At 45.6% G+C, this 26,956-nt stretch carries 20 protein-coding genes; 8 read left to right on the top strand and 12 right to left on the bottom strand.

Features of this window, described 5'->3' with window-relative positions; translation table 11 throughout:
• Nucleotides 1-134: 134 nt before the first annotated feature.
• Nucleotides 135-734, top strand: coding sequence for an RNA polymerase sigma factor (locus GVN20_RS11525; protein WP_114068450.1), 600 nt, complete (start codon nt 135-137; stop codon nt 732-734).
• On the top strand, nt 709-948 hold the full coding sequence (locus GVN20_RS11520) for a hypothetical protein (protein WP_166558464.1): 240 nt from the start codon (nt 709-711) through the stop codon (nt 946-948). Before GVN20_RS11525 ends, GVN20_RS11520 begins: the two co-directional genes overlap by 26 nt.
• Nucleotides 949-980: 32 nt before the next feature.
• Here GVN20_RS11520 and GVN20_RS11515 read toward each other — a convergent pair whose 3' ends face one another.
• Complete coding sequence (locus GVN20_RS11515; protein WP_310586818.1) at nt 981-1,679, bottom strand: lysophospholipid acyltransferase family protein; 699 nt, start codon at nt 1,677-1,679, stop codon at nt 981-983.
• A 148-nt stretch (nt 1,680-1,827) separates the two neighbouring features.
• Here GVN20_RS11515 and GVN20_RS11510 point away from each other — a divergent pair, with 148 nt between their 5' ends.
• Nucleotides 1,828-2,799, top strand: a complete 972-nt coding sequence (locus tag GVN20_RS11510; protein WP_166558462.1) for a zinc-dependent alcohol dehydrogenase family protein — start codon at nt 1,828-1,830, stop codon at nt 2,797-2,799.
• Nucleotides 2,800-2,851: 52 nt separating this feature from the next.
• On the opposite strand, the gene GVN20_RS11505 is transcribed toward GVN20_RS11510, so the two are convergent.
• Together GVN20_RS11505 and GVN20_RS11500 are read right to left on the bottom strand one after the other, a co-directional pair.
• Nucleotides 2,852-3,790, bottom strand: a complete 939-nt coding sequence (locus tag GVN20_RS11505) for a DUF4249 domain-containing protein (protein WP_166558461.1) — start codon at nt 3,788-3,790, stop codon at nt 2,852-2,854.
• Between the two features lie 5 nt (nt 3,791-3,795).
• A complete protein-coding gene (locus GVN20_RS11500) occupies nt 3,796-6,228 on the bottom strand; it encodes a TonB-dependent receptor (RefSeq protein WP_166558460.1) in 2,433 nt (810 codons plus the stop codon).
• Nucleotides 6,229-6,344: 116 nt separating this feature from the next.
• Here GVN20_RS11500 and GVN20_RS11495 point away from each other — a divergent pair, with 116 nt between their 5' ends.
• Entirely contained in the window at nt 6,345-7,715 is a 1,371-nt protein-coding gene (locus GVN20_RS11495) for a dihydroorotase (protein WP_166558459.1), read from the top strand.
• 369 nt (nt 7,716-8,084) lie between these two features.
• Complete coding sequence (locus GVN20_RS11490) at nt 8,085-8,345, top strand: hypothetical protein (protein WP_166558458.1); 261 nt, start codon at nt 8,085-8,087, stop codon at nt 8,343-8,345.
• A gap of 131 nt (nt 8,346-8,476) precedes the next feature.
• On the opposite strand, the gene GVN20_RS11485 is transcribed toward GVN20_RS11490, so the two are convergent.
• Genes GVN20_RS11485 through ribH form a run of 5 tightly spaced genes read right to left on the bottom strand, consistent with a single transcriptional unit; the run spans nt 8,477 to nt 11,379 of the window.
• Entirely contained in the window at nt 8,477-9,061 is a 585-nt protein-coding gene (locus GVN20_RS11485; RefSeq protein WP_166558457.1) for a methyltransferase domain-containing protein, read from the bottom strand.
• Nucleotides 9,054-9,551 (bottom strand): rhodanese-like domain-containing protein, encoded by a 498-nt coding sequence (locus GVN20_RS11480; RefSeq protein ID WP_166558456.1) that lies wholly within the window; start codon nt 9,549-9,551, stop codon nt 9,054-9,056. The genes GVN20_RS11485 and GVN20_RS11480 overlap by 8 nt, the downstream gene beginning before the upstream one ends.
• Nucleotides 9,551-10,285, bottom strand: a complete 735-nt coding sequence (locus tag GVN20_RS11475) for a DUF2490 domain-containing protein (protein ID WP_166558455.1) — start codon at nt 10,283-10,285, stop codon at nt 9,551-9,553. Before GVN20_RS11475 ends, GVN20_RS11480 begins: the two co-directional genes overlap by 1 nt.
• Before the next feature lie 21 nt (nt 10,286-10,306).
• Nucleotides 10,307-10,894, bottom strand: a complete 588-nt coding sequence (hisH, locus tag GVN20_RS11470) for an imidazole glycerol phosphate synthase subunit HisH (protein WP_166558454.1) — start codon at nt 10,892-10,894, stop codon at nt 10,307-10,309.
• Between the two features lie 5 nt (nt 10,895-10,899).
• A complete protein-coding gene (gene ribH, locus GVN20_RS11465; protein WP_166558453.1) occupies nt 10,900-11,379 on the bottom strand; it encodes a 6,7-dimethyl-8-ribityllumazine synthase in 480 nt (159 codons plus the stop codon).
• A gap of 121 nt (nt 11,380-11,500) precedes the next feature.
• Between ribH and GVN20_RS11460 the strand changes: the two genes are divergently transcribed.
• On the top strand, nt 11,501-12,706 hold the full coding sequence (locus GVN20_RS11460; protein ID WP_166558452.1) for a parallel beta-helix domain-containing protein: 1,206 nt from the start codon (nt 11,501-11,503) through the stop codon (nt 12,704-12,706).
• Nucleotide 12,707: 1 nt separating this feature from the next.
• Here GVN20_RS11460 and GVN20_RS11455 read toward each other — a convergent pair whose 3' ends face one another.
• From GVN20_RS11455 to GVN20_RS11440, 4 genes are all read right to left on the bottom strand, one after another.
• Nucleotides 12,708-13,787, bottom strand: a complete 1,080-nt coding sequence (locus tag GVN20_RS11455) for a DUF3500 domain-containing protein (RefSeq protein WP_166558451.1) — start codon at nt 13,785-13,787, stop codon at nt 12,708-12,710.
• Nucleotides 13,788-13,915: 128 nt separating this feature from the next.
• Complete coding sequence (locus tag GVN20_RS11450; RefSeq protein ID WP_166558450.1) at nt 13,916-14,494, bottom strand: hypothetical protein; 579 nt, start codon at nt 14,492-14,494, stop codon at nt 13,916-13,918.
• A 45-nt stretch (nt 14,495-14,539) separates the two neighbouring features.
• Complete coding sequence (locus tag GVN20_RS11445; RefSeq protein ID WP_166558449.1) at nt 14,540-16,318, bottom strand: Ig-like domain repeat protein; 1,779 nt, start codon at nt 16,316-16,318, stop codon at nt 14,540-14,542.
• A gap of 40 nt (nt 16,319-16,358) precedes the next feature.
• On the bottom strand, nt 16,359-19,154 hold the full coding sequence (locus GVN20_RS11440) for a TonB-dependent receptor (RefSeq protein ID WP_166558448.1): 2,796 nt from the start codon (nt 19,152-19,154) through the stop codon (nt 16,359-16,361).
• Between the two features lie 291 nt (nt 19,155-19,445).
• Between GVN20_RS11440 and GVN20_RS11435 the strand changes: the two genes are divergently transcribed.
• Both GVN20_RS11435 and GVN20_RS11430 read left to right on the top strand, forming a co-directional pair.
• A complete protein-coding gene (locus GVN20_RS11435; protein WP_166558447.1) occupies nt 19,446-22,412 on the top strand; it encodes a glycoside hydrolase family 3 N-terminal domain-containing protein in 2,967 nt (988 codons plus the stop codon).
• Nucleotides 22,413-22,499: 87 nt separating this feature from the next.
• The gene (locus GVN20_RS11430) at nt 22,500-26,939 is read left to right on the top strand and encodes a T9SS type A sorting domain-containing protein (RefSeq protein ID WP_166558446.1); all 4,440 of its coding nucleotides are present in this window, start codon (nt 22,500-22,502) and stop codon (nt 26,937-26,939) included.
• Nucleotides 26,940-26,956 lie beyond the last annotated feature (17 nt).

Here is a 26,956-nt window from a genome sequence, read left to right as displayed (position 1 = left end):
GCTTGCACAATAAATTTTTATTGTTTTATCTTTGGGTCATAAAGTTAAGACGCAAAATAATTTTCTTCAACCAAAACAACGAGGGGCTACAATATCGAAACAAAGATTTACGTTAACTAATTGTACATACTGAAATGGAAAAGTACCAAGTTAGCGACAGTGATCTGGTTTCATTGTACGTTCATGGCAACGAAAAAGCCTTTGAAAAACTCGTTCAGCGTCACAAGTCCAAGATTTACACCACTATTTATTTGATTGTTAAAGATCAGTACGTAGCTGAGGATTTAATGCAGGACAGCTTCGTTAAAGCTGTTGAAACGCTTAAATCTGGTAAGTATAACGATGAGGGCAAGTTTTTGCCGTGGATACTGAGAATTGCTCACAATTTGGCTATTGACCATTTTCGGCGCGACAAACGCTACCCCGAGATAGTGTTTGAAGACGGAAGCAACGTGTTTAATACGTTAGACTTTTCGGAAGACTCGATTGAGTCGCTCCAGATTCGTCAAGAAACGCATGAACACCTACGCGAACTGATTCAACGATTGCCTGACCCTCAGCGGGAAGTGCTCATTATGCGGCACTACGAAGACATGAGTTTTCAGGAAATTGCAGATGCCACAGGAGTGAGTATCAACACGGCTTTGGGGAGAATGCGTTACGCGCTGATTAATTTGCGAAAGCAACTCAGCAAACGCGTTCCTATATATGATACAAACGTTTACCCCAGATGATGTCATTCGGTATGTTTATGAAGAAACAACCGATGAAGAAAACACGCTCATTGAAGATGCCTTAATCGGCGACCAGGAGCTATTGGAATTTTATCTCGATACGCTTGAGATAAAAAGCCTAATGACCAAGATTGAACGTGCGCCCTCAAACCGCGCAGTTTCAAACATTCTGGAGTATTCGCAAAACTATACAGGCAGTCAATCAGTGGCATAATTGCTGCGGATTGACTGCTTTTTGTTTGCGGATTACTCTTTACTTCCCTCCTTTTGAGGGAAAGCATGCTTTTTGAGTTCGTCGTCGATGACCCCGAAACATTTGTCTCTTAATGATACAACATCTTGAGGGGTTAAGCCGACCGTAGGAATCGCTTCGTGTACTATCGCCTGCATTGGATAACGATGCATTCGGATAGGATGTACGTCTGGTAAAATTTTGTAGTTTGTCAGCAGACTGATCGGAACAATCGGTACTTGCTGCTGAATAGCCATCTTAAATGCGCCATCCATAAAAGGTTGATGCATTTGAGGTGGCTGCTTTGCTTTAATCCCCCCTTCAGGAAAAACCACAATACTTCTTCCCTGCGCCAAGGTTTTGATGGCCCGATTCAGCGACGACACCCGGCTCTGGGTACTTTCGCGCTTGACCTGAATGTGCAAATGCTGGAACATATACCCAAAAAGTGGAATATCCTTAACATCGGCTTTGCCAACAAATGCAAAATAATGTTCTACAATAACGCCCATTACTGCAATATCCAAATACGAAAAATGATTGGCACAAAAAACGTAGGCCTGTTTTGGAGCAAGCTGACCCCTGTATTCTATCTCAAACCTAATCCCTGCCAATGGAAAAAACAATTGTCCCCAGAGTCGGTTTATCCGATGCGCGTACGGCTTCCATTCTTTTCGTTGTAAGCAGATATACGTGAATGGAAACAGAAGCAAAAAAATGAGAATCAACCAAAAAAAACACCAGATTGTATAAATAACTTTCATTGCATAAAAACGAAAAATGTAAAAGTATTTGCCGAATATTGAACATTGTATTCAATTTGACAAACACTGATATAAATAAGTTAATCTCTTTATAATCATGAAAAAAGTCGTATTCCATCACTTCGGTAAACCAGCGGATATTTTAAACGCTGAAAATGCAGAAACCCCAACACCCGGACCTGATGAAGTCCTCATCAAAGTTTTGGCCAGCCCCATCAACCCTTCCGATATTATGTTTGTACAAAACCTGTATGGGATTCGTCCGCATTTGCCGTCAGGAGCAGGATTTGAAGGGGTAGGAATTGTGGAAGCCGTGGGCAGCAATGCCAAAATTGCCGTTGGTACACGCGTAAGTTTTACGGGGATTGGGGCTTGGAGTGAGTACATCGTCACCAACCATCGAACGTTAATTCCTGTTCCAGAGGCCATGAACGATGAGACTGCCGCCCAATTGTTCGTGAACCCATTTACGGCCGTAGCCATGGTAGAAGACTCGGGCGTCAAAAAAGGCGAATGGCTCATGATTACGGCCTGTACTTCGGCCTTAGGAAAAATGGTTATCCAAATCTGTAAAATGCGCGGCATTAAAACCATTGGTACGGTACGTCGAAATGACCATAATGACGAACTGAAAGCACTTGGTGTGGATGAAATTATCAATACCGCCGAAGAAAACCTCCCTAAACGCGTACAGCACATCACCAACTACGAAGGCGTACGGGCGGTCTTGGAATGTGTGGGAGGCGACACCGCGAGCGAAGCAGTAAAATGCATGGGGCGCGGCGCTATCATGCTCATTTATGGCGTTTTAAGCCTTCAAGACCCTAAAATAAATATCGGCCTGATGATTTTCCGCGAGCTGACCCTGAAAGGCTTCTGGCTTACGGATTGGATGCGACGGGTAGATGGGAGTACGCGCCAAAAGGTATCGCAGGAAGTCATTACTTTGTTATCTACCGGACAGGTGAAAATGCCGATTGAGGCTATTTATAGTCTGGACGAAATCAAAGCCGCCGTTACCCATGCAGATGCTCCGGGCCGATGGGGGAAAGTGCTTTTGAAGCCGTAAGCAAACAGTCCCTGTCAGAGGGTGTATTTTGTTACTCTGACAGGGACGATTTTTACTTTAACACAAAAGAGCTTCGATTGAATGCGGCAAAGCAACCCAATCCGTTTTTGATGTTTGAAGGAATCAATGACGGCTCTGCAAAGGGGTTATCTCGGTCAAACGCTTGCACCGCACGATGATAATCATAATAGGTTTTCTCACAATTAAGCAGCGTCAACTCGACATACTTGACCTTAAAAACCAACATTGAGCCGGGATAATTATACAGCCTAGTGCGCGCAGTATTGGATACCATTTCTTTGCCGTCGGTACTGGCATCCGTCGAAAATGCCCCCAAACGATTATTCTCCCCAAAACTCAGGTCTTGAATGGATGGAATGACAGTAAACACATTGGGGCTTGTTTGAACGGTCTGGTTTTGAAATACATACCCACCTACCCGATAATAATTTTCTTGCCCCGCAATGTCGAGCCAAACAATACGATAAAGATATTCTTTGGGTGGGACATAGTTAGGGTTACTTGGATCCATCATCTTTGAATCTACAGAATCTTGTTTAATTTCCTGAATAGCTACGGCTTTGGGAACTGTACATTGGGCTTCGGCGGTTTGGCCGCCTCTTTCTACTTTTAGTTCATACGTTTGTCCTTCCAAAATCGGCATTGTAGTAGCTTTAATACTATACGTACCTGTTTTGGACTCAAATGGCAACGTCACGCTATTCCCTTGGTTTGAGAGCGTGACAACTGCGTCGTTTAATGATATTGGCGACCCATTCAGCCAATAAGGTGAATTATTGCCCCCAATCAATTGACTGCTGTAATAAACGTTGATGCTTATCGTGGTATCCTGCGGTGATAGATAACCATGAACCACCAACTTGCTGTCACTGCGCGGTAGGCGGTCAGGGTCTACGTCATTGACGAGGGTTTCGCAAGAAAAAAGGCTGATTGAGCAAATCGCCAAGAGGGCTAGAATGGTATTTTTCATGGCGTTTAAAATTTGAAATTATAACTCAACGTGGGTACAATCGGGAAAATAGAAATACGTTGTAGCACCGTCTCTGTTTTCACATATTTTCCGTTGGCATCAAACACCTGACGGGAAGTGAGGTTGTAGAAAAAAGGATTTCGACGATTGTAGAGGTTATAAACGCTCAATTCCCAGGTTCGTTCGTGATGCCTTTTTTTCTTGTGAAACTGTAAACTTAAATCAAAGCGGTGGTAAGGCTCGGCGCGAAAACTGTTTTTTGGCCCATAATCACTCACACTCCATCCACCACCAAACGACCTATAGACAATCGATGGAGCATTAGCATTTTGACCGTATTGCACTTGTGGATTTAGATTATGCGGATAAGCTAGATAATTGCTCTGGGGCAATGTGAGGGCATTGCCAGTGCCATACACCCACGTACCAGAAAGCGTAATACGAGGGCTAAATTCATAAATTCCTACAACGGACAAATCATGCCGGCGGTCATAACGGGGATAAAATGTTTGTCCGAAATTTAGTTCAGCAAATTTCCATTGCGTCCATGAAAGGGTGTAGCCAATCCAACCCGAAAGTTTGCCCGTTTTTTTCTGTAATAACACTTCTGCCCCATACGACCAACCACGCCCGCTGGTGATATTTTCATCCCAACGAACCTTTTCAGCACTTGAGGGGTCATCAATCAACAAAAAGCTAGAACCTTCTTTATAATTGACGATATTGTTCATGGTTTTGTAATACCCTTCAAACGTCAGCGCCAAACCCTGTTTTTCAAAATCTTTGGCAAAACCCGCCGCCACTTGACTCGATTGCTGCGGTGCAATTTTGGCCGTACTCGGCACCCACAAATCCGTGGGCAGGCCGATACCAGTGTTAGAAAGTAAGTGAATGTACTGATTCATACGGGCATACGACGCCTTAAACGACAAATCGGGACGCAACATCAGGGCGGTCGAAATGCGGGGCTCTGGCCGAAAATAATTTTGATTTTCTGCGCTGAAATGGCTCAATCTTAAGCCAGCATTCATTTTGAGCCAACGATTAGGCTTCCAAGTATCTTCGGCATAGATTCCAGATTCAACGTTGTTTAGGGCCTCTACTTCAGTTTTGAATTGATTAATATCTGAATTTTTGACCACTACGGCGCTCGGTGTAAAACGGTGCAATGTGGTCACCACGCCAAAACGTAAGGCATGTTGAGGGTTGGGGAAGTAATCAACGTCATACTTTAGCCCCCAATCCCTTACCCCTGAGGTATAGCGCAACTCAAACTCGTTTTCTGTATTATTAAACCTTTCACTTTCTTTGGCGTAAATCTGAAATTTGTAGTTGCTAAAAATCAACGAAGCGTTGGAAAACAGTTTCTCACTAAATAGGTGGTTCCAGCGCAGCGTACCAGTCGCATTGCCCCAATTCAATCCCCCTTCACTGCCAGAAGATGCGTTTTTTTCGCGAAAGAAAAAACGATCTTTTCCAAAATAGCCACTGGCGTATATTTTATTCTTTTGTCCAAAATCATAATTGAATTTAGCATTGAGGTCGTAGAAATAATAGCCTCCCATCGTATTGTCGTCTGTTTGGGCGGCAATGAGCGGCCGCGCCAGTAAGTCCAAATACGTACGTCGCCCAGAAATTAAAAAAGATGACTTGGCCACGGCAACTCCTTTCTTTTTGATGGGCCCTTCGAGCGTTAAACGACTGGCAATTAGTCCGCCGCCACCTTCACCGTGCAGCTTTTCTTTGTTGCCTTCTTTCATATTCAACTCCACCACCGACGACAACCGCCCGCCAAATCGTGCGGGGAAGCCTCCTTTGGTCAGTTCGACACTTTTGAGAGCATCGCCGTTGAAAACGGAGAAAAATCCAAACAGGTGACTTACATTATACACGGGCGCATCGTCGAGAATCACCAAATTTTGGTCGGGTCCACCGCCACGTACATAAATACCCGTTTGGCCTTCCGAGCCTTTTTGAACTCCAGGCATGAGTTGCAGCACGCGCAACACGTCCTTTTCACCCAAAAAAGCGGGAATTTTCTTGATTTGTTGCACCGGAATATCAATCTGGCTCATTTGTGCCATTTGGCTGACTTTGTCGGCCTCACGCCGCCCCGATACGACCACTTCATTCAGCTCTCGTCCTATAGCCGCCAACTGCACGTTAAGTTGGAGATTGCTGCGCAGCTTTACGGTACGGATTTCTGTGCCATAACCAACAAAGGAAAAAGCCAACGTAACAGAATCGGCCGCGGGAAGGGTAATAGAATAAAAGCCGTAGGTATTGGAAGTCGTGCCTGTGGTGGTATTGGGCAAATAAACGTTTACGCCGATTAATTGCTCCTGGCTTCCGCTTTCGCGGATATAACCACTAACCGTAAAACGTGATTGGGCATAGACCGAAAATGTAAGCAGAATAAAAAATAAAATTAAACGCATGATATGGCTGTTCAGGTAATGAGTTGTAAGTTTGGCGGTTTAATGTATAACGTTTCCTTTTTAATACATAGTCTGTTAAGTAGCCAAAAGGGTTGGAACCAACTTAAAAAATAATTATGTCATCTATTCTTATCATTAACGCCCGCGTAGTCAACGAAGGGCATATTTTGGAACAGGACGTTCTGGTAAAAAACGGTTTGATTGAAAAAATCGGGGGTGATTTAAAACATCTTGATGCCGATAAAATCATCGATGCCGCTGGCCAATACCTACTGCCAGGGGTGATAGACGACCAAGTTCACTTTCGTGAGCCAGGTCTGACGCACAAAGCTACTATTTATTCGGAAGCTAAAGCAGCCGTGGCGGGCGGGGTAACTTCTTTCATGGAGATGCCCAATACCGTACCCAATGCACTAACTCAAAGCTTATTGGAAGATAAATATCAAATTGCTTCGCAGACCTCGTTGGCAAATTACTCTTTTTTTATGGGGGCTTCCAACGATAATTATGATGAGGTTATGCAAACGATTTGCCCTGATGTGTGCGGCATCAAGATTTTTATGGGCTCTTCCACGGGCAATATGCTCGTAGATGCGCCAGAAGTGCTGGAAAAACTATTTGCCAATGCTCCTTGCTTGATTGCCACGCATTGCGAAGATGAGCCCACGGTTCGGCAGCGTACAGAAATGTTTAAACAACAATACGGTGACAACGTTCCGTATGATATTCACGCGCTCATTCGCAACGAAGAAGCTTGTTATAAATCGTCTTCGATGGCGATGGCGCTGGCAAAAAAACACGGTACACGGCTGCATATCCTCCACATTTCGACGGGTGAGGAAACCGAATTATTTGAAGTTGGTAGCTATGGAAACAGTGCCATAAGCGAAAACGATAAACGACAAAAACGCATCACCTCAGAAGCATGCGTACATCATCTATGGTTTGACGCCGAAGATTATCATCGATTGGGTGCCCAAATCAAGTGTAACCCTGCCATCAAAGCGCCTCATCACAAAGAAAAAATCTTTCAGGCACTGCTTGACAACCGCATCGACGTCATCGCTACCGACCACGCTCCACACACTTGGGAAGAAAAATCAAAAGGTTATTGGGCGGCCCCTTCTGGTTTGCCTTTAGTGCAGCATTCGCTCAATATCATGTTAGAATTTGTGCAGCAAGGTAAGATTTCGATAGAACGAGTAGTAGAGAAAATGAGCCACGCCGTAGCCGACGTATTTCAGATAGACCGCCGTGGCTATATCCGGGAAGGCTACTGGGCCGACTTAGTATTGGTAGATTTAAACCAACCTACCACCGTAACTAAAGAAAATATTTTATTCAAATGCGGTTGGTCTCCTTTGGAAGGAACTACCTTTCAATCAGGCATTACGCACACGATTGTTTCGGGACATTTGGTGTATGCCAACGGAGTTTTTGATGAGTCTGAAAGAGGAAAACGATTATATTTTAGACGTACAGTTTAGAGACGCACGGTGTTGCGTCTCTACGCATTTCAGTTCACTCCTTATTTTATCGGTTTCATCAGGCGAAACCACAGGTTTGTCTTTTTTTTTGGGCAACGTGCAACCTTTTCACCCACCTTTACATCATATAGTTGTAGAGGTTTGGTGGTCAATGGTTATGTGATGAAAGGAAGTTTTCAACGACAAGAAAAATTGCTTACCACTCATCCTCTAAATTTGCCGATTAACACTTTTTAACCAAAAACAAGGTACTTTGTATTGCATAATACCATCCCAAACCCATATCTTTGTTTCATCCGAATCGTCGGTCCGAATTCAGCCATCAAAAATAAATACTCGTTACGAATCCATTTAAAAACTCATACAGTCATGAAAGCTATCACCCTCGTCGTCGCCCTGTGTTTGTTGAGTACCGCCGCTTTTTCAATTGGCCGGCCGCACAATATTTTTGCGACCCACAAAGCCTTGACCGAGCGTACGGTTGTTTCTCAACCCCAAAAGACTGTGATTCCGCAAGGTTCTATTCTCAAGAACGTTACGCAACGAGCACAGGACGGCGTGGAGGAAACTCGCCAAGCTGTTTCTACCGTTGGGCGTATTGTAAGCTTCATTATCAAAATTACGCACTAGTACTTCCACCGTCAGCAGGTCTCAGCCCAATGACAAAAGCACTCCACAAAAACATTCAGAAGTAAAAAAATTATTGTAGTTAGGGTTTAGGAAAAGGGACAAACGCTGCTCGGTTGGGTGGCGTTTGTTTTTTAATTAACCTTGGGAGAAGCCACAAAAAAGACCTCAAAACCCTGCCGAGGAAGAATGGAATTGGCGGCGGGACTCATGCGTTTTAGGTCAAAAGTTTCCTCAAATAAACCTTTATACTCTTCGACCGTTCCGCCGAAAGGAGGACCACCTTCAAAAGGCCGATTAAACAAAAGCCCCGCCAACCTTCCGCTTGGAGTCAGTAATTCATGCATTTTGTGCACATAACGCGGCCGCAGCGACGGGTCGATTGCGCAGAAAAACGTTTGTTCCAAAACTAAGTCATACTGCCCCTCGTGCTCAAAGAAATCTTCACAAATAGCTTTGAAGCCTTTTGAAGCATGTTTATCTTGAAGTTTTTTAACAATTTCGGCCGATATATCCACCACGGTCACGTCCGTAAACCCCTGCTGAAGAAGATATTCTGCCTCATAGCTATTGCCACCGCCAGGAATAAGGATGCGAAGGTTCTTATCAGTTAATTGGTCAATGTAATCTTTCAAAGGCGGCGATACATAGCCAATATCCCAACCCGTTTGACCAGCGCGGTAGCGTTCATCCCAGAAATTTTGATCTAAATTACTCATACACTTTTTCACCTTTATTGAGCCAAATCCCCCAAGACCGCGAATAAGCGTGGACTTTTTGGGTAGGTTTTCCCTGCGTATCTACCACGGAATTTTCCTGATTTACCCATTCAAAAATACTACCATAAAGATTTCGGACATTTTGAAACCCTGCCGCTTTAAGTCTTTCGCCAATGCGCTCTGAACGAACGCCTACGGTACAATACACCACGATTGGCGTATTTTTGGGAAGGTTTTCTACTTTTTTTAGGTCAAATTCTTCATACCCAACCCATCTAGCTTCGGGCAAATGGCTCACTTCAAATTCGCGTTTGGTGCGGGTATCCAGCAGAACAACCTGAGACTGTTCCTTTTTCAATTCCTTACAACTTACCGTCGGAACGGTATGCTTGTACATTCCCTCCAACATCATTTTATAAGCTCGACTTTTGGTCTGGGCGTTGGGTTTAAACCATGAAAATAACATCAGTAACAAAAGGAGCTTTCGCATTAGATTTCGAACGCTAAATGGAGATTCAATACATTTTGTTCGTCAAACTCCACTAATGTAGCGCGACGACCATGAATAAATGTATAACCCGTTTCGAGGTTGACACGTTCGCTTAAACTCCACAACAAGCTTCCTCCAAACCAAAATTGGTGAAAACGCAAAGGCTTTTGACCGCTCAACAGCGGTGGGTCATGAAAAAGAATCTCCGTAACGCCATTCACACTTACAAAAGGGGTGAATTGATAACGAATATTGGCCCTACCGCGTACCCGGCCAACGGGATGAAAATTATTGGCTTTAAAAAACCGTAACTCTTGCATGAACCGCTGCCGAAACGTGAGTTTTTCGTTTACTTCTTGGTTAAACTCAACCCCGCCTGCATAACGAAACTCCTTGCCAATGGGAGCATTAAAATCTTCCTCTTTTCCCAACAGCTGATTGGAAACCATGTAACTCATTTGAGCAATATGTACCCATACCGTATTTTGGGTATTACGATGCGTAATCAGCGCTTGCCCTCCCATCATCAACGGACTAGCAGTGGGATTATGAGGATTCTCTTGATAATTATTCTGACGTCTCCACATGAGCGTCCCTACAAGATTCCAGTTCGGATTCGGTTCTTTGGCTACTTGCACCCGTGACCAAAGCGTCAGGTGAGGATAATATTGCTTTTGCGCCTCTGAAATGAAAGGCCATACTCCAACTGCAAACAGGAACAAGAAGCGATGCAAGGGGAAAGCGGTTGAAAGAGTTTACAGATTTAGAAAATTTTCAAAGATGCGCTGCCCCACATTCCCACTGATTTCGGAGTGAAACTGAGCCGCAAAAAAGTTGTCCTTTTGTAACATCGCTGAGTATTCAACGATGTAGTTGGTCTTGGCTGCCGTTTGGTCACAAAGCGGTGCATAATAGCCGTGATTATAATACACATAATCGTGCTCATTCAAGCCCGCACAAAGTGGGTTATTGAGCGAATAAATGTCATTCCAACCCGTTTGAGGCACCTTAAAGCCATTTGTACGCGGAAAACGCAACACATCCACGTCAAAAATTCCCATGCAAATAGTATCGTTTTCTTCCGAATAACGGCACATAAGCTGCATTCCTACGCACGTACCCAACAGCGGCTGTTTGAGCGAGGGTATCAATTTATCAAGCCCGCGCTCTCGCAAATATGCCATGGCGGTACTCGCTTCTCCCACGCCTGGAAAAATTACTTTATCGGCCGAACGAATCGTATCTGGGTCGTCGGTCCATTCGTAAGCCGCGCCGATTCGGTCCAAGGCGTACATCACAGACTGCACATTGCCGGCGTTGTATTTGATAATAACTGTTTTCATCGTTTTTATTGAAGGCCCAACATTTTTATGGCTGTCATGGCAGCTTCGTCGCCTTTATTGCCGTGGATACCTCCTGCTCGGTCGAGGGCCTGTTGCAGCGTATTGGGCGTTAAGACCCCAAAAATAACGGGTTTGTTGTACTTCAACGCTACGTCGGTGAGGCCATGAGCAACCGCGTGGTTGATATAATCGTTGTGCTTGGTTTCGCCCTGAATCACGCAGCCGATGGCAATAATGGCATCAACGTCGGGCTTTTGGGCGTATACCTGTGAGCCAAAACTTAATTCAAAGCTTCCAGGAACATTCACTCTCCGAATATTCTCGGGTTTGGCACCGTATTCGAGCAACGTTTTATGGGCTCCTTCGTAGAGCGCACCAGTGACCTCGTCGTTCCATTCGGCCACAACAATGACAAATTTTTTAGCACTTATATCGGGCAAACCTTCCGTGTTGAATACACTCAGGTTTTTGTGAGCAGATGACATTCTTAGCAGTCCGTTTACGGTTAATAGTCTATAGTTTTACAACAGCGAATCACAAAATTAGGGTATTGCTGCGAAGTTTCTATTTTTTCGTACTTTCGTCTTTCCTAAACCTTTCGAAATTATGCGTTTTTTATCATTTGTTGCCCTCAGTTTGGCTTCTTTTACGGCCCTTGCGCAGGCTGATTTTCAAAAAAAACTTCAGCGTCAGCTCATTATGGCCGAAGACGGTGCCACCATTACCCTTGAGGCTGGCACTTATACATTGAGTGGAAGTTTGTCGCTCGAAGGCAAAAAAAACATTATCGTTCGCGGAGCTGGAATGGAAAAAACCATTCTGAGTTTTAAAGGCCAAACAGATGGTGCGGAAGGATTACGGGTGAGCAACGCCGAAAATATAATGCTAGAAAATTTCACCGTCCAAGATGCCAAGGGCGATGCCATCAAAACCATGAATGTCAATGGCATAACGTTCAGAAACGTCAAAACCGAATGGACAGGCGAGCCCAAAGCCACCAACGGCGCTTACGGATTGTACCCAGTTATGTGTCAAAACGTATTGATTGAGGGCTGCGTGGCCATTGGCGCTTCTGACGCAGGGATTTACGTAGGGCAATCCAAAAATATCATCGTACGCAATTCCCGTGCTTACCACAATGTAGCGGGCATTGAAATCGAAAACTCACTGGTAGCCGACGTCTACGACAACGAATCCACCGAAAATACGGGAGGCATTTTAGTGTTTGACTTGCCTGATTTGGTTCAGAAAAAAGGCGGAAATGTGCGGGTGTACAACAATCATATTCACCACAATAATTTCCCCAATTTTGCCCCAAAAGGAAACATCGTAGCTGGCGTGCCGCAAGGTACAGGAGTCATGATTTTGGCAACCAACCAAGTGGAGATTTTCAACAATAAAATCATTGGCAACAATAGCCTCGGCACAAGTATTATCAGCTATTTTCTGACCGAAAATCGCATCAAAGATAAAGACTATTACCCTTATCCTACGGGCATATATATCCACGACAACGTCTATGAGCGCGACCGCGTGCGCTATCAGGGCAAGGGCCGCATGGGCCAGTTGTTTCGTTATAAATTACGGTTTGGTAAAAAAGTCCCCCATATCATTTACGACGGAATCGTAGACGCCAACACTTTAGAAAATGGCCAAATTAAAGCGGAAAGCCGCATTTGTGTTCGTAATAATCAAAACGCAACCTTTGTAAATATTGACGCAGCCAATAATTTCAAAAATGTTTCGCGCGATGCCGCTGCCTACGACTGTTCCCATTCGCCGCTAAAACAAGCGGCGGTCAGCATGAAATAACCTACTTTTTATGGGCTGCCTCGTAATGCGCTTTTAATAAATCTTCACCCCAATCGTTGGTTAAATCTCGCACCACGGAATGAACGTGGTTGCCGCCGTTTTGGGTATTATCGTACTCAATCAAAAACGTGGGGCCGTGTACGCGGAAATAATGCCCATGCCCTACCCCCCGAATCGGCTCGCGGTCGCCCATCCAAGCAAAATAAATTTTGTTCATATCCGCTTGGCGCAGGCGGTCCAATTCCTGATTTTTAAGCGTTACGTGGTAGCGGCTTAAATAGATATTTATCAATTCTTGAAACATTTTTTGTTGTGCAGGGGTCATATCGCCCAGTGCCAATCCTTCCCGATTTTCGAGATTTACCTTTCGAGAATTGGTGGTTAGTAAATCATTGGGCGCTTTGTTGGCAAGCATTACTTTTTTCAGTTGTTGCTCGTCAAAAGAGCCCAATAAGCGAAAAGCGGCATCGGTTTCTTCTTTCAACACCTGTTTTCCTTCCTGAATGTAACCTGGCAGTACAATACCCGGGTTGCTACCGAAAAAGCTCGGCATAAATTCCACTTTGTTATCCACAATCGTAAAATGCAACGACAAATGATGGCCTTCCACACTCCAGCCCCAGGGCTGCTTGGCATCGGGACTACCAAAAACGGCAAAAGCGTAATTTTCAGGGTCGCGGTAAGTGTCATTTTCGGGGCGTTTTTCCACCTGACGCAATACGTATTCCAAGCTAATAATCGCCTCGGCTTTGGCTAACCCTTGGTCACTTAAAGCCACTTTCAACAAATTCATGGCGGCTTTACGTTGGGATTCATTCATTTGTTTGAGAGGCAATCCTTTGCGTTGACGCGGCGTGTAGTTCCAATCGTAACGCCACTCCGAGTCAAAAGGCAACGTAGCCAATGCTTTTTGTTCAGCTGTAAGGGTTCCTAAAAATTGCTCAGAAGCTGATTTTAAGTCACTACTGAGCTTTTTTTGCGCGTGTAGCTCCACCGTAACAACGTAGAGATAGAGGAATAAAAGCGCGATAATTTTTGCGCTGTCAGAGATTCTTCGAGAAACAAAAGAGCAGGTTTGCATAATCGGGGCAGGATTTAAGGAATAACACTCTGAAAATGACGACATTCCTTAAATCTACTCCATAAAAAAACCGAGAACAGTCGTCCTCGGCTTTTTTTATAATCTGACACCAATATGAATTCTTTATGTTAAGGCTGTACTTTGGCTGGCACAACCCATTCATTTATCTTTTTATCATAAACCAAAGTCGAATCTGGCCACTCCACGTAATGCTTCATGGTCACATACTTGTCAATGTTTCCTTCTTTTATCATTGCTTTAAACAAAAACTCACCTCGTTCCAACACCAAACTGTCACTCTTAAAATGAGGTGTACACCATAGTTCTTCGTACTGCATAGGCATTAGATTTTTGCCCATCTTAAACTTACCTCCCACCCCACGCTTGTAATAGCCACTGCCCACAGGGCGGTTGATGAAAAAGTAGTGCGTGGAATCAGGCGCAACAAAGTAACCTTCAAACTTATACTGCCCCAAGCGACTCACGTATTCTTTGCGAAAACGTGGTTCAAAACGGGTAGTGTTGGTAGCTCCTTTGGCATACTGACTGGTGTAAGTAATGATGTTGGCGAGCAGCGTATCTTTTTCATTTTCAGAAAAATACGCACTTACATCATAAGGGTCACCGTCTTTGCAACTCACAACGCCAGCAGTTATCCCAAAAGCAATAAATAAAATAAAGAACGCGGTTGAAAATTGTGTTTTCATAAGTTTCGGGAAGTCGAATTTAAATGACTTCCCGAAATATACTAATTATTGCACTTTGGTATAATCCGTCGTGCCCGAATTAAAGTTAGCCCATTTAGCAGTCCAGTCCATGTCTTTAAACGCGCCGATAAAATCAGTAGCTGTAAAGAAAGCACCCGCAGGAGCTTGACCACCTTTGGTTAAAGTTTCCGCAGCAGAAGCACCAACGGTAAAGGTAGGTGTACCCGCCACAAATAGGGTATTGCTCAGACCAGTAAGCGTCCAATCCGTTAAGATTTTATTGCCTGGCTGCGCCGCAAACCACTCTGATGGTTTTTGCGTGCCAATGTTGGCAAGGGCTACTGGCGTAGTAGCGGTATTTACATCACGAACCGCAAAACCGTTAGGGTTGCCTGCACCAGCACCGAAGCTGTTTGAACCCCAGCTTTTTACGCCAGAAACCACTACGCGATTCAACACCAATTTTCCATCAGCGGCATTTTGTAACGTAGAAACTGCGCCACTTGGGTCGATGAAAATACCATTAGGGAAGCCCGTCACAACGGTATTATGAATTTTCACCTGGGCATTACGACGCAAGTGCATACCGTTTTGGTACTGAACGCTGATAGCGGTTGTATTGTCCAATTTTGGTCCAATCAGCGAGAAGTTCGATAAAGTAGCCGATGTCACTGGCGTGTTGGCTGTACCGCTTCCGTCGTTGTCGATTTCAAAACCGTTTGAACCAGACTGGTCAGCAACTGCCGCACCACGAAGACCGATTCCGTACTGTAAATTTCCGCTGAAACCGTTGTCGATGTCGAAATCATCGTCCAAACCACGGTAAGCAATCAAATATTTGCCATTTACGGCGCCACCAAACCACTCAAAAGAGTCGTCGCCGCCGTAAGATGCCTGCAAGTATTCCATGGTAGTGCCACTTCCGACCGAACCAAACGTAAACGAGTTTACTTCTTGATTGGGGTTGATGGGTATACCAGCGTATTCTACGCGAACGTATTTCAATGAACCTGAATTGTCGGCATTGTCGGTTCCGCCGTGGAATGCGCCGTATTGGCCTTCCAATTCAGCGACTCCTTTTACACCACCCGTAGTCAAGTTGTTCAATCCTCTACCGCAGATAACCAAACCACCCCAGTCGCCCGCTTCGCGTTCGCCAATGGCGCGCTCAGAGGTAAATACAATCGGAGCATCGGCGGTTCCGTTGGCGATGATTTTGCTACCACGCTGTATAATCAACGTTGCTTTTGAAGAGCGCTCACCGATAATCACAGTACCTGCTTCAATGGTCAGCGTACCCGTTTTAGTGGGGGTTCCGTCAATTTTGGCATCTTCACCCACCCGAACGAATCCTTTCAGACGGTAGATATTCCCTTTTGTCCAGCTGATGTTTCCTTCTAAAGTACCGCTTACATCCACGATGGGCTTGCTCGGAACGGCCGAAACCGTAACGATTTGCGTAGCAATCGTAGAAGCTTGGTCTTTGCTATCAGTTGCTTGAAATGTAAACACAACCGTAGACCCTACTGGCAGGCTTTCTACCGTATAATCTTTGGTATAAGAAAGCGTTGTTTCACCCGTAAGTGCTTTGCTTTCAAATGTTTGACCATTTTTCAAAACGGTCAATGTTTTCAAACCGCCAGGAGCGTTAAGCGTGGCCGTAATTTTTACAACATCACCTGTTTTGGCGTTTGCAGCGGCACCCGCAGCGATGGTCGGTGCAGGAAAAACTTCTTCCTCTTCTTTACAGGCATTGAAGATTACTGCGGTTGACAGCAAAAGCGCTATCGTTCGCAACATTTTGATGGATTTAAACATATTCATAGTTTGGGATAATTGACTTACTTGATGGTTAAAGCAAAACTTACAAAATGCGGAAAGAGAAGCCCAGTTGCAGCATTCGTCCCGGACGATACGTTTGGATTAATTGGTCGTTGTTACGGTCAAATTTTTTGTCGCCGTTGCCATTCTGCAACAATACGTTGGTTTGGTTCAGAATATCAGTCACCCCCCCTTTCACCGTCCAACGCGCTCCGATTGCTTTAGAGAATGTAAGGTCCAATACGTTGCGGGGCATTTCATAAATATCAGGGTAACCTTCAAAACCTGCGGCGAAGATTCGGCGCCCAATGACGTTATAGAGCACGTTTACCTGAAAATCAGACTTAGGATTGTTGTAGTTCAAGCCAACATTGACGATGTATGGCGATTGACCCTGCAATGGGCGGTCGTCAGACTGGCCTAAACCCAACGTACCTAACTTGATGCGGCTAAAAATCAAGGCTGCGTTGAACAACAAACTCATGTTTTGCAAGATGGGAGAGGGAGCAAGCGAGCCTAGTCCTTTGCGAATTTCTAATTCTAAACCTGAGCTTACAGAGCTTTTGGCGTTGGCAAACGTAAACGTCTTTGCCCCTCCCGAACCAGCGCCCGGCACCACGATTACTTCAATTGGATTGGTAAAATACTTGTAAAAACCCGCAATACTCACCACTTCATTGGGCGTAGGATACCACTCGTAGCGCAGGTCAAAATTGTCAACATTGGCCGTTTGAACATCTGGATTTCCTTTGTAAACAATGTTATAATCAAAATCATAGAAGGCAAACGGCGCTAATTCACGGAATTCGGGGCGGTTGAGGGTACGTCCGTAGGCAGCCCGAATCAATGTTTTTTCGGAGAAATTATACGTTAGATTCAGCGACGGCAACAGCTTATTGACTGGAAAACTTACGTTGATAGGGTCTCCGTTAATGGTTGCTGATTTTAATTGTTGCGTGTTGGCTTCATAACGTACCCCAGCAATCATGTTGAATTTTTTCGACAGAGGAATGTTCGCCGAACCGTAAAAGGCAATTAAGCTATTGTCAGCATCGTAAGAGTCACTATTGTTGGTTTGTTCGTCAATCCGAATTCCGTCGGTATTGTTAATGTTTTGAGGCTGAAACAATTGCGTAATTGAGCCACTCAAAATATCGGGATTGGTACGGCTGGTGCGCACATAGCCTAAGTTGCGGGCTTTAAATTCACGGCTTTTATCTTCATAATAACCGCCAACTTTCAGCTCAATATCCGAACCGTTTTTGGTGGCCAGTTTATGCGTCAGGTTTACACCGCCCGTTACCGCACTCTCATTCATTTTTGAAGAAAAACGACCTAAGAAAAAGGCCGCCGCCGTGCCGAGGGGCACATAAAGAGTTCTTTGGCCGTTTGATTCATCCAAATCGGACCGGTAACGACGATAGTCGGGTTGGTCGCGGTAGGCGTTGTTATATCCTACAACCCAGTCAACCACCGTTTTATCGTTGTTAAACTCGTGTTTTCCCAACAATTGCCCCGTATAAATTCCACGATACACTTGGTCAAAAGAGTAGCTGTCGGGCGAGAAGTTGGATTCAAGATTGCGTCCTGTACGGTTTACGGTGCTCGAATTGCTCAGTTGATTGTACAAATTCTTAAAATCAATGGAGTGATTTTCGTTAAATCTTACAGACCAATTGTGCAAAATACCCACCCGAATATTGCGGTTAGACTGGGCATCGTTGTAGTTATAAATGACCGACTGTACGTTGTTGTTGCTCTCGTTGAAGTCTTTGCGCGTTATTTCAAAAGCCGTCCGGCTATCACTGTATGTAAGCGCCGTTACGTTTCCGATTCTCACGTTTCCTGCCTGTAATTTGAAGTTACCAGTCAAAGAGTAACGTTGGTCAGGAATCGCCGAAGTCCGCTGTGCGGTCCAGTTATTACGTAAGGCGCGGCCAGCCAGTTCTAACTCAGCGGGCGTGGCGAAATTCAGGTTCTTATTAGGAAAACTGCTCGGAATACTCTGGTAGCCGTTGTTGAAACCCGTCCAGTAGTTTTTGCCCTGCTCAGGTTGGTCGAAGTCCCCGAAAGTCGTGCCTTGGCGGAAACTCGTGCTGTAATCAAACGTAATGCTCGTCTGGTCAGGAATGTTTTTGGTAAAAATCTTCACGACTCCACCCGCAAACTCGCCCGGCAACTCCGCCGCTGGGCTTTTAAATACCAACAAACGGTCGATTTGTGAACTCGGGATGATGTCAAATGAGAACGACTTCACGTCCGTTTCCATCGAAGGCGTGAAGGCATTGTGCAGCATTACGTTGTTATAACGCTGATTTAATCCTCTAATATTTATAAAACGGTCGCCAACGATGGTGATTCCAGGTACACGTTTCACCACCTGCGCCGCATCGCGGTCAAGGGTACGCGCAATTTGTTGAGACGAAATCCCGCTGACGATATTTTGGGAGGCTTTGATTTCGCTGATGACCGAAACCTCCGTGTTGGTTTGGCGGGTAGCTACTACTCTCACTTCTTGCAAGGTAGCGGCGGCTTCCAAAAGGGCCGTATTGACTTCGGTTACTTTGTCGGCCTCAATAGACACATTTTCAATGATTTCCGTTTTATAGGAAACGTAGGTGATTTCTAATGTATACTTACCCGCAGGGACTTTGGCAATGGAAAAGAAACCGTTAATATCGGTGGCGGCCCCAAGTTGGGTTCCAGTAAGTTTTACAGTAGCCCCAATGAGCGTTTCTTTATTCTTAGCATCGGTAATGGTGCCTCGAACGGTGCCCGACTGGGCAAAGGACTGAATCGAAGCAAAAATAATGGCAGCAAATATCAGTAATCTGCTCATGGATTTGTAATGTTTAAATTTAACTTTCATATCAGTGTTTTGTCGGGTGCAAAAGTACGGGTACAATATTATGCCAATGTTAAGCCAACATTAAGAGTAGATTACCATTAAAACCCAAAGAACAAACAATTGAATATCAAATATTTACACACAAAACCAACTACATACTAATACCGACACAGGATAATTCGCCCCCAAACCTCTTTCACTCTTGAAATGAGTTTTGTACTATTTTTTTAGGATGTCATAACTTTATTTTTTATTATTTTTGTCAGTATTTACCAACACCTAATGAAAAAAATATTGATTAGCACCTCCTTTTTGGGGTGTACTCTTGCTTGCCTACTGGGCGTGACAAGTTTTAAAAATGACACACCGAGGGGCACTTTTATATTTGCTGAAAGTAAATGGGTCGATAGTGTTTTTAAATCACTTACGCTCGAACAAAAAATAGGTCAGTTTTTTATGCTCGCCACGCATTCTGACCGCAGCGAGTCTTACTATCGCCATTTCGATGTATTGATTAAAAATCAGCAGGTTGGGGGGCTTATCTTCTTTAAAGGGGGCCCTTCGCGACAGGCAAGCCTGATTAATCGTTATCAGGCGCTCTCAAACGTGCCGTTGATGATTGGCATTGATGGCGAATGGGGCTTAGGAATGCGGCTTGATAGCATTGAAGATTTTCCCAAACAAATGACTTTGGGGGCCATTCAGGACAATCAATACATTTATAAAATGGGCCTAGAAATAGCCCGCCAGTGCCAACGATTAGGGGTAAACGTGAACTTTGCACCCGTTGCCGATATTAACAGCAACCCTCGTAATCCCGTGATTGGTCTGCGCTCGTTTGGAGAAGACCGCGACAATGTGACCAACAAAGCCGCCGCCTACATGAAAGGCCTCCAGCATCAACGCATCATCGCCACCGCCAAGCATTTTCCGGGGCACGGTGATACAGATTCCGACTCACACTATACTTTACCTGTTCTCTCGCATTCAAGCGACCGCTTGGTGGAGACCGACCTTTATCCGTTCCGTAAGCTCATCGCCGACAGCCTGACGGGCATCATTACGGGGCATCTGTACGTACCCGTTCTTGACAATACGCCCTTTCTCGCTTCCTCTCTTTCCGAAAAAATAGTCACTGATTTACTTAAAAATAAACTGGGTTTTCAAGGACTGGTTTTCACCGACGCCATGAATATGCAAGGGGTGATGCGGGGACGCACGGCTGTTGATGCCAACATAAAAGCCCTACTGGCAGGAAATGATATTTTATTGTACCCCGAGCACGTCGCCGAGTCCATTAAAAGAATTAAAATAGAAGTAGAAAAAGGGCGCATTCCCAAAGATGTCATTGACGAAAAAGTACACAAAATACTTCGGGCCAAATACTGGATGGGCTTGCATAAATCTCGGCCCGTGGTGATGAAGCATTTGAACGATGATATCCAAAAAGCCGAAGTGCGGGCGCTTTCGCGCGAATTGTGCGAGCAAGCCGTTACGCTGGTTCGCAACGATAACCAACTTCTGCCCATCAGCGCCGTTGATACCTGCGCGTTTGCATCTATTGCCATCGGCGGTGGCGGTATCAATCAGTTTCAGCAAACCCTAAGTCGCTACGCTCCCTTCAAACACATCATGTACGCCGACAAACCCACCACCAACGAAGAAGTGGAGAGTTTGCTCACGCAGGTCGGCGATGCCAACGTTGTTATTGTAAGTCTGCACGAAACACGGCGGAACTTTAACCGACCGTTTTTAATTACCCCCGCTACGATTGAATTGATTACGAGATTACAGCAAAAAGCCAAAGTAATTGTCAGTTTGTTTGCCACACCTTACGCCCTTAAGCAGCTTCCTGCCACCTCGGCGGTGGTGTGTGCGTACGAAAATCTGGCTGATTTGGAAGTAACCGCCGCGCAGCAAATCTTCGGGGCGCTGCCTTTCAAAGGAAAATTGCCCGTCTCTATTGAAGGCCAATACGAAATAGGAACGGGGTATGAAACCACCACCCTCAACCGCATGACGCTGGGTTTGCCCGAGCAAGTAGGCATGAGTAGTTTACTGCTCAACCGCATGGATACCCTGATTCAGAACTCTATCAATGCGCGCATCTTTCCGGGGTGTCAGGTGGTGGTGGCGAGAAAGGGGCGGATTGTTTACCAAAAAAATTATGGAACCCTCAGTTATGACAAAATCACGGAAAAAGTTCAGAATGAATCACTTTATGATGTAGCCTCGGTCACCAAGGTAGCGGCTACCCTTCAGGCCGTGATGTACCTGCAAGAACAAAATGTACTTGACCTAAAACAAAAATCGGCACACTATTTGCCTGAGTTAGTGGGGACAAACAAATCTCAGATCACTTTGGAGGACTTGCTACTGCACCGCTCAGGGATGGTGGCTTTTTATCCTAAACTCTGGGAACGCACCAAAACGGGAGGAGGTGGCCTGATGACCGAATATTACAGTTCACTGCGCGACAGTGTATATTCAATGCAAATCGCGCCTAAGTTATTTGCCAAACCCGCGTTAAAAGATTCGGTTTGGCAATGGGTGATTCAATCTCCGCTCCACAATAAGCGGGAGCCTGGAGGTCGTTATTCTTTTGTTTACAGTGATTTAGGCATTTTAATGTTACAGAAAATCGTCGAACGTGTCACCAATCAACCACTTGACGAGTTTTTGCAGCAAAATTTTTACGAACCTCTTGGCATGATGCAAACTGGCTTTAAATCGTTAGAACGCTTTCCAGAAACGCAAATCGCCCCTACCGAAAGCGATTTTTCGTACCGCAACCAGCTCTTGCGCGGTACGGTACATGACCAGATGGCGGCGGTCTATGGCGGCGTGGCAGGTCATGCGGGTTTGTTTAGCACTGCCTATGATTTAGCGATTTTGATGCAGATGAATTTACAAAAAGGGCTCTACGGCGACCGGCGTTATTTTCAGGATGCAACGGTTCCATTATTCGCAAAAATGTATGATACGGCGCACCACCGGGGTCTTGGCTGGGACAAAGCTCCTACCAAAGGAGAAAGTAATTATGTAGCTCCTTCGGCCTCCGCTACCTCGTTTGGCCATTCGGGTTTTACAGGCACAATGGTGTGGGCAGACCCTAAATACGACCTCGTTTTTGTGTTTCTTTCCAACCGTGTTCACCCCAATGCCGAGAACAATGAAATCAATCGGCAGAAGATTCGGCGACGGATTCACGAGTATGTTTATCAGTCCATGGATATTACCGGAAAATAAATCTTGTGGTCAGAAAAGAGGACTGTTTTCAATAAAGCACTAATTTTAAGCGTTTTTTACAAAAAAAACCTATTTCTAATTTAAGTTATGTTAAAAAAACTACTTATTCTTAGCTACGCAACTTTACTGGTTTGTGGGTTAGCAATTACAGGTGTAGCGCAGATTACGGCCGTAACCGTGAATAATACATCAGGCGTACCAACGTCTGATTTTTGTACCGGTGCAAGCATCAGAGTAGCGTTTACTAGCGCACTTACTACCTTTACGGTACAGCTATCTAACTCGGCGGGAAGTTTTGCTTCTCCAACAAACATAGGTACTGGCACAAGCAGTCCTGTATCAGCGACCCTCCCCAACATTACGGGCAACGGATTTAAAGTTCGGGTAATTTCGGGGATGGTCACGTCGGCTGCTAGCGCCCAAACATTGCAGATAGGTAACCCACCTTCTAACCCTACGGTTCCCTCCACTACGGTCAATTATTGCGTGGGAGCTACCGCCTCGCAGTTAAGCGCTACTGGCAGTAACCTAAAGTGGTACACCGTTGCTTCGGGAGGAACAGGAAATACGACCGCCCCCACTCCAAATACGGGTAGTGCAGGAACGCAGTTTTATTACGTGAGTCAAACCGTCAATGGTTGTGAAAGCAACCGCACCCAAATTACCGTCAATGTCATTTTTACCGCTCCCCCAACCGTTGCGCAAAGTACTCTCAACTATTGTCAGGGAGATTCGCCAGGGCCACTTTCGGCAAACGGTAGTAATTTGAAGTGGTACACCACTTCGTCGGGTGGTACGGGAAATACGACCGCTCCCACGCCCAATACAGGTGGAGCAGGAACGCAACTTTATTACGTGAGTCAAACGGTAAATGGTTGCGAAAGTAACCGCACCACCATCACTGTTAACATAAATCAACGGGCTGCAACCGCCCCTGCCACCAACACAAACGTTGTTTATTGCCAAGGACAGTCTGGTTCTGCATTAAGTGCGACCCCTACCTCGGGCAATACCATAAGATGGTACGCAAGCAACAATTCAACCCAGCTTGGCGGGGCTCCCACTCCCAATACCAACGTCAACAGCACTACGGTTACGGAATATTATGTAACGCAAGCCACTTCGTTTGGGTGCGAGTTTGTGCCACGTACCAAAGTGACGGTTACGGTCAATTACACCGCTCCTCCTTCTATTTCGGTAGGATTACCGATTAATGAATGTCAAAACAGAACCGCCACATCATTGGGCAATTACGTAAACGCTTCGGGCGGGAATTCATTACTTTGGTACGGAACATTGTCTTCGGGAGGAAGCAGTTCAACTACGGCAACCGTTCCGAGTACTTCCTCAACAGGCCAGACAACGTATTATGTTACTCAAAAGAATAATACAACGGGTTGTGAAAGCATTCCTCGGACGGGCGTTATTGTACAAGTAAACGCTGTCCCCAACGCTCCGTCGGTCACTTCACCCGTTAATTTATGTCTTAACGCAGGAGCAGGCCCGCTATCTGCTACTGCTTCTGGCGGGGCCAACTTGCTCTGGTGGGGGACAAACGCTTCGGGAGGCTCATCAAGCCCGAGCGCCCCAACACCCTCAACTGGAAGTGTCGGCACGACGACCTATTATGTTAGTCAAATAAGCAATACCTGTGAAAGCTCACGGGCTCCCATTAGTGTGGTTATCAATGCCATCCCCGCAGCACCATCTGTGGCAACAAACACCGTACTTTACTGTAAAGATGCTTCCGCAACCCCTCTGGCGGCGACGGCGAGCAGCGGCAATACGCTTCGCTGGTACAATGGAGCTACCTTTATCGGAACAACCGCACCCACACCTTCCACCAACGTAGGAAGTACTGCGGTTACGACTTATAATGTTTCGCAAATTTCAGGCTCACCCGCCAACTGCGAAAGTCCCAAAGTTCAAATCACCACCACGGTTTATGTAACACCCACCCCGGGCGTTAGTTCTCCAGTTTCTTATTGTCAAAATGCCCCCGCCGTGGCTTTAACCGCCAATACGGGTTCGGGTGCCACCGTAAACTGGTACACAGCCGCATCGGGCGGTTCGGCCAGCGGAACAGCCCCTACGCCATCAACTAGCACTGTTAATACAACTAATTTTTACGTTTCTCAAACACTATATGCTGTTTCAGGTTTTGCAGGGTGTGAGAGCCCTCGTGCGCAAATTGCCGTAATTACCAATCCATTGCCATTGGCTCCTACCGCCACTAACCCAGTTTATTGCCAAACTTACGGAGCCAGCCCACTAACTGCCACTGGAAATAGCCTCAAGTGGTATACAGTTGCCACGGGTGGAACAGCCACTACAACAGCGCCAACCCCCAATACCGCTAATGCAGGGGCAATTAATTATTACGTAAGTCAAACCAATGGATTTAACTGTGAAGGCCCGCGCGCGCAAATTACGGTTACCATCAATCCCACGCCCAGCCGGCCCAGCGTAACTTCCGTTCAGTACTGTCAAAATGCTACCGCAGTTGCTTTAAACGCTACTCCAGATGGAAATAACACCCTGAAATGGTACGGCACTAGCGAATCGGGTGGGACTTCCACCACCACAGCCCCAACGCCCTCTACGACTTCACCAGGTCAAACGAGTTTTTACGTTTCACAAACCAATAGTTTCAACTGTGAAAGCCCCCGGGGGCGGTTGGTGATCTCGGTCGTTCCAACACCAGGTAATCCAAGTGCGAACTCTCCTACTTACTGTGCTACCGCCATTGCGCAACAGCTCTCCGCCAATGGTGACAATCTAAGATGGTATGACCGATTGTCAGGGGGAACAGGTTCAGGTCTTGCCCCGACTCCTTCAACCAACAACTCAACTGATAGCTCCACCTTTACCAGTTATTTTGTTACTCAAACCAATTCGTTTGGCTGTGAAAGTCCTCGAACAGAAGTGAAGGTAACTGTAAAACCACTGCCTCCTTTTCCGAATGTATCAAAACAAGAATATATACTTTGCCAATTTGATCCATCGGTTCAGTTAGATGCTAAATTGCAAGGTACTGGACAAAATTTGGTGTGGATTTTACCCAACAGCAACGAAACGGGCAATGCACCCGTGATTACAACCGAGGCAGGATTTGTTGGAACGTTTGCCGTATTGCAAGTACGAGACGGCTGCCGAGGCGGACGTACTGAAATCAAAGTCAACGTTCGTACCACTCCGCTACCCACTGTGAGTACTATTCCAGTAGTAAGTTGCCAAAATTCTACGCCTCAGCCACTTCAGGCAACGGGAGAAAGATTAAAATGGTACAATACCAACAAAACAGGCGGTAACCCACAAGATACCCCTAACATCCCTCCCACTCAAACGCCCGGCACCTACCAGTTTTATGTAACTCAAACTGGTTCAAATGGTTGCGAAAGCCCAAGGGCAGAAATTACCGTGGTGATTCAACCGCTTCCTAGTGCTACCCTTACGGGAGGTGGCTCCATTACACAAGGAGAACCTAGCAATTTAACCATTGCTTTTACGGGACAAGGCCCTTGGACGTATACGCTTTCCAACGGCTCAACATTCACAACCCCCCAGAATCCCGTAACGATTCAAGTTTACCCCCTTGAATCAACCATTTATAACGTTACAAAAATTACCAATAATTGTGGGGAAGGAACCCCCGCAGGAAGTGCTTCTGTGCAGGTAAAAATTGCCACCATTGATGTTGGGAATCCAAGTGCTACCACCATTTGCGCTAGCCAAACATTCACGATTCCTTACTTTTCATCCGACTTTTTCCCATCTAGTACCCAATTTAGGGTACAGATTTCCAAAACCATGGATGATGCTAGTTTCCAAACCATTCCGACGGAAGGAAACAATAGTCCCGTTAGAGCTACCATTCCAAATGCTACTTCAGGCGGCACTTACTATTTGAGAATTGTGGGTCTAGCTTCGGTAGCAGGAAATAATTTTACGATAAAAGGAAAACTAAGTCCTGTTCAAATCAATGTACGGGAATTGCCGACCGCTACCATTTCAGGGCCGACCAGAATCTATGAAAATGAGAGTGCTAAACTGGCCATTGCCTTCACAGGTGAAACTCCTTGGAACATTACGTATCGGGATAGTCTTTCAACAAAAGACACTACTTTCTCAACATCTGCTACACCGTATGAATTTACCGTCAGACCCGGCAAAACCAATACTTACAGCGTGGTATCCATCAGCAATGGTTGCGGAAACGGACCTGCTACCTCTCGGTTTGTGCTCATCGTAGACCCCGTATTGGGCGTAGAGCCTGCCCTCAGCAGTGAGTGGATTAAAGTGTATCCAGTTCCAGTTCAGGCTCGCTGTACCATCGAAATCGACGGTACCACGGGCAAGACGGTTTCGATGACCGTAACTGATGGCTTAGGACGAATTATATTACGTCAACAAACCACGTCAAACAAAGATGAGCTGGATTTCAGCAGCCTAGCCCCCGGCATGTACTTCCTAAATGCCGAGCGAGATGGTCAGATGGCCCGACGAAAAATCTTAAAAATACAGTAGAAATAACACGTCCACGT

Source organism: Runella sp. CRIBMP (genome assembly GCF_009905605.1).
In the GTDB taxonomy this organism is placed as follows: Bacteria; Bacteroidota; Bacteroidia; order Cytophagales; family Spirosomataceae; genus Runella.
Note: the sequence above shows the minus strand (reverse complement) of the source record. Positions and strands in the feature narration are given on the sequence as shown.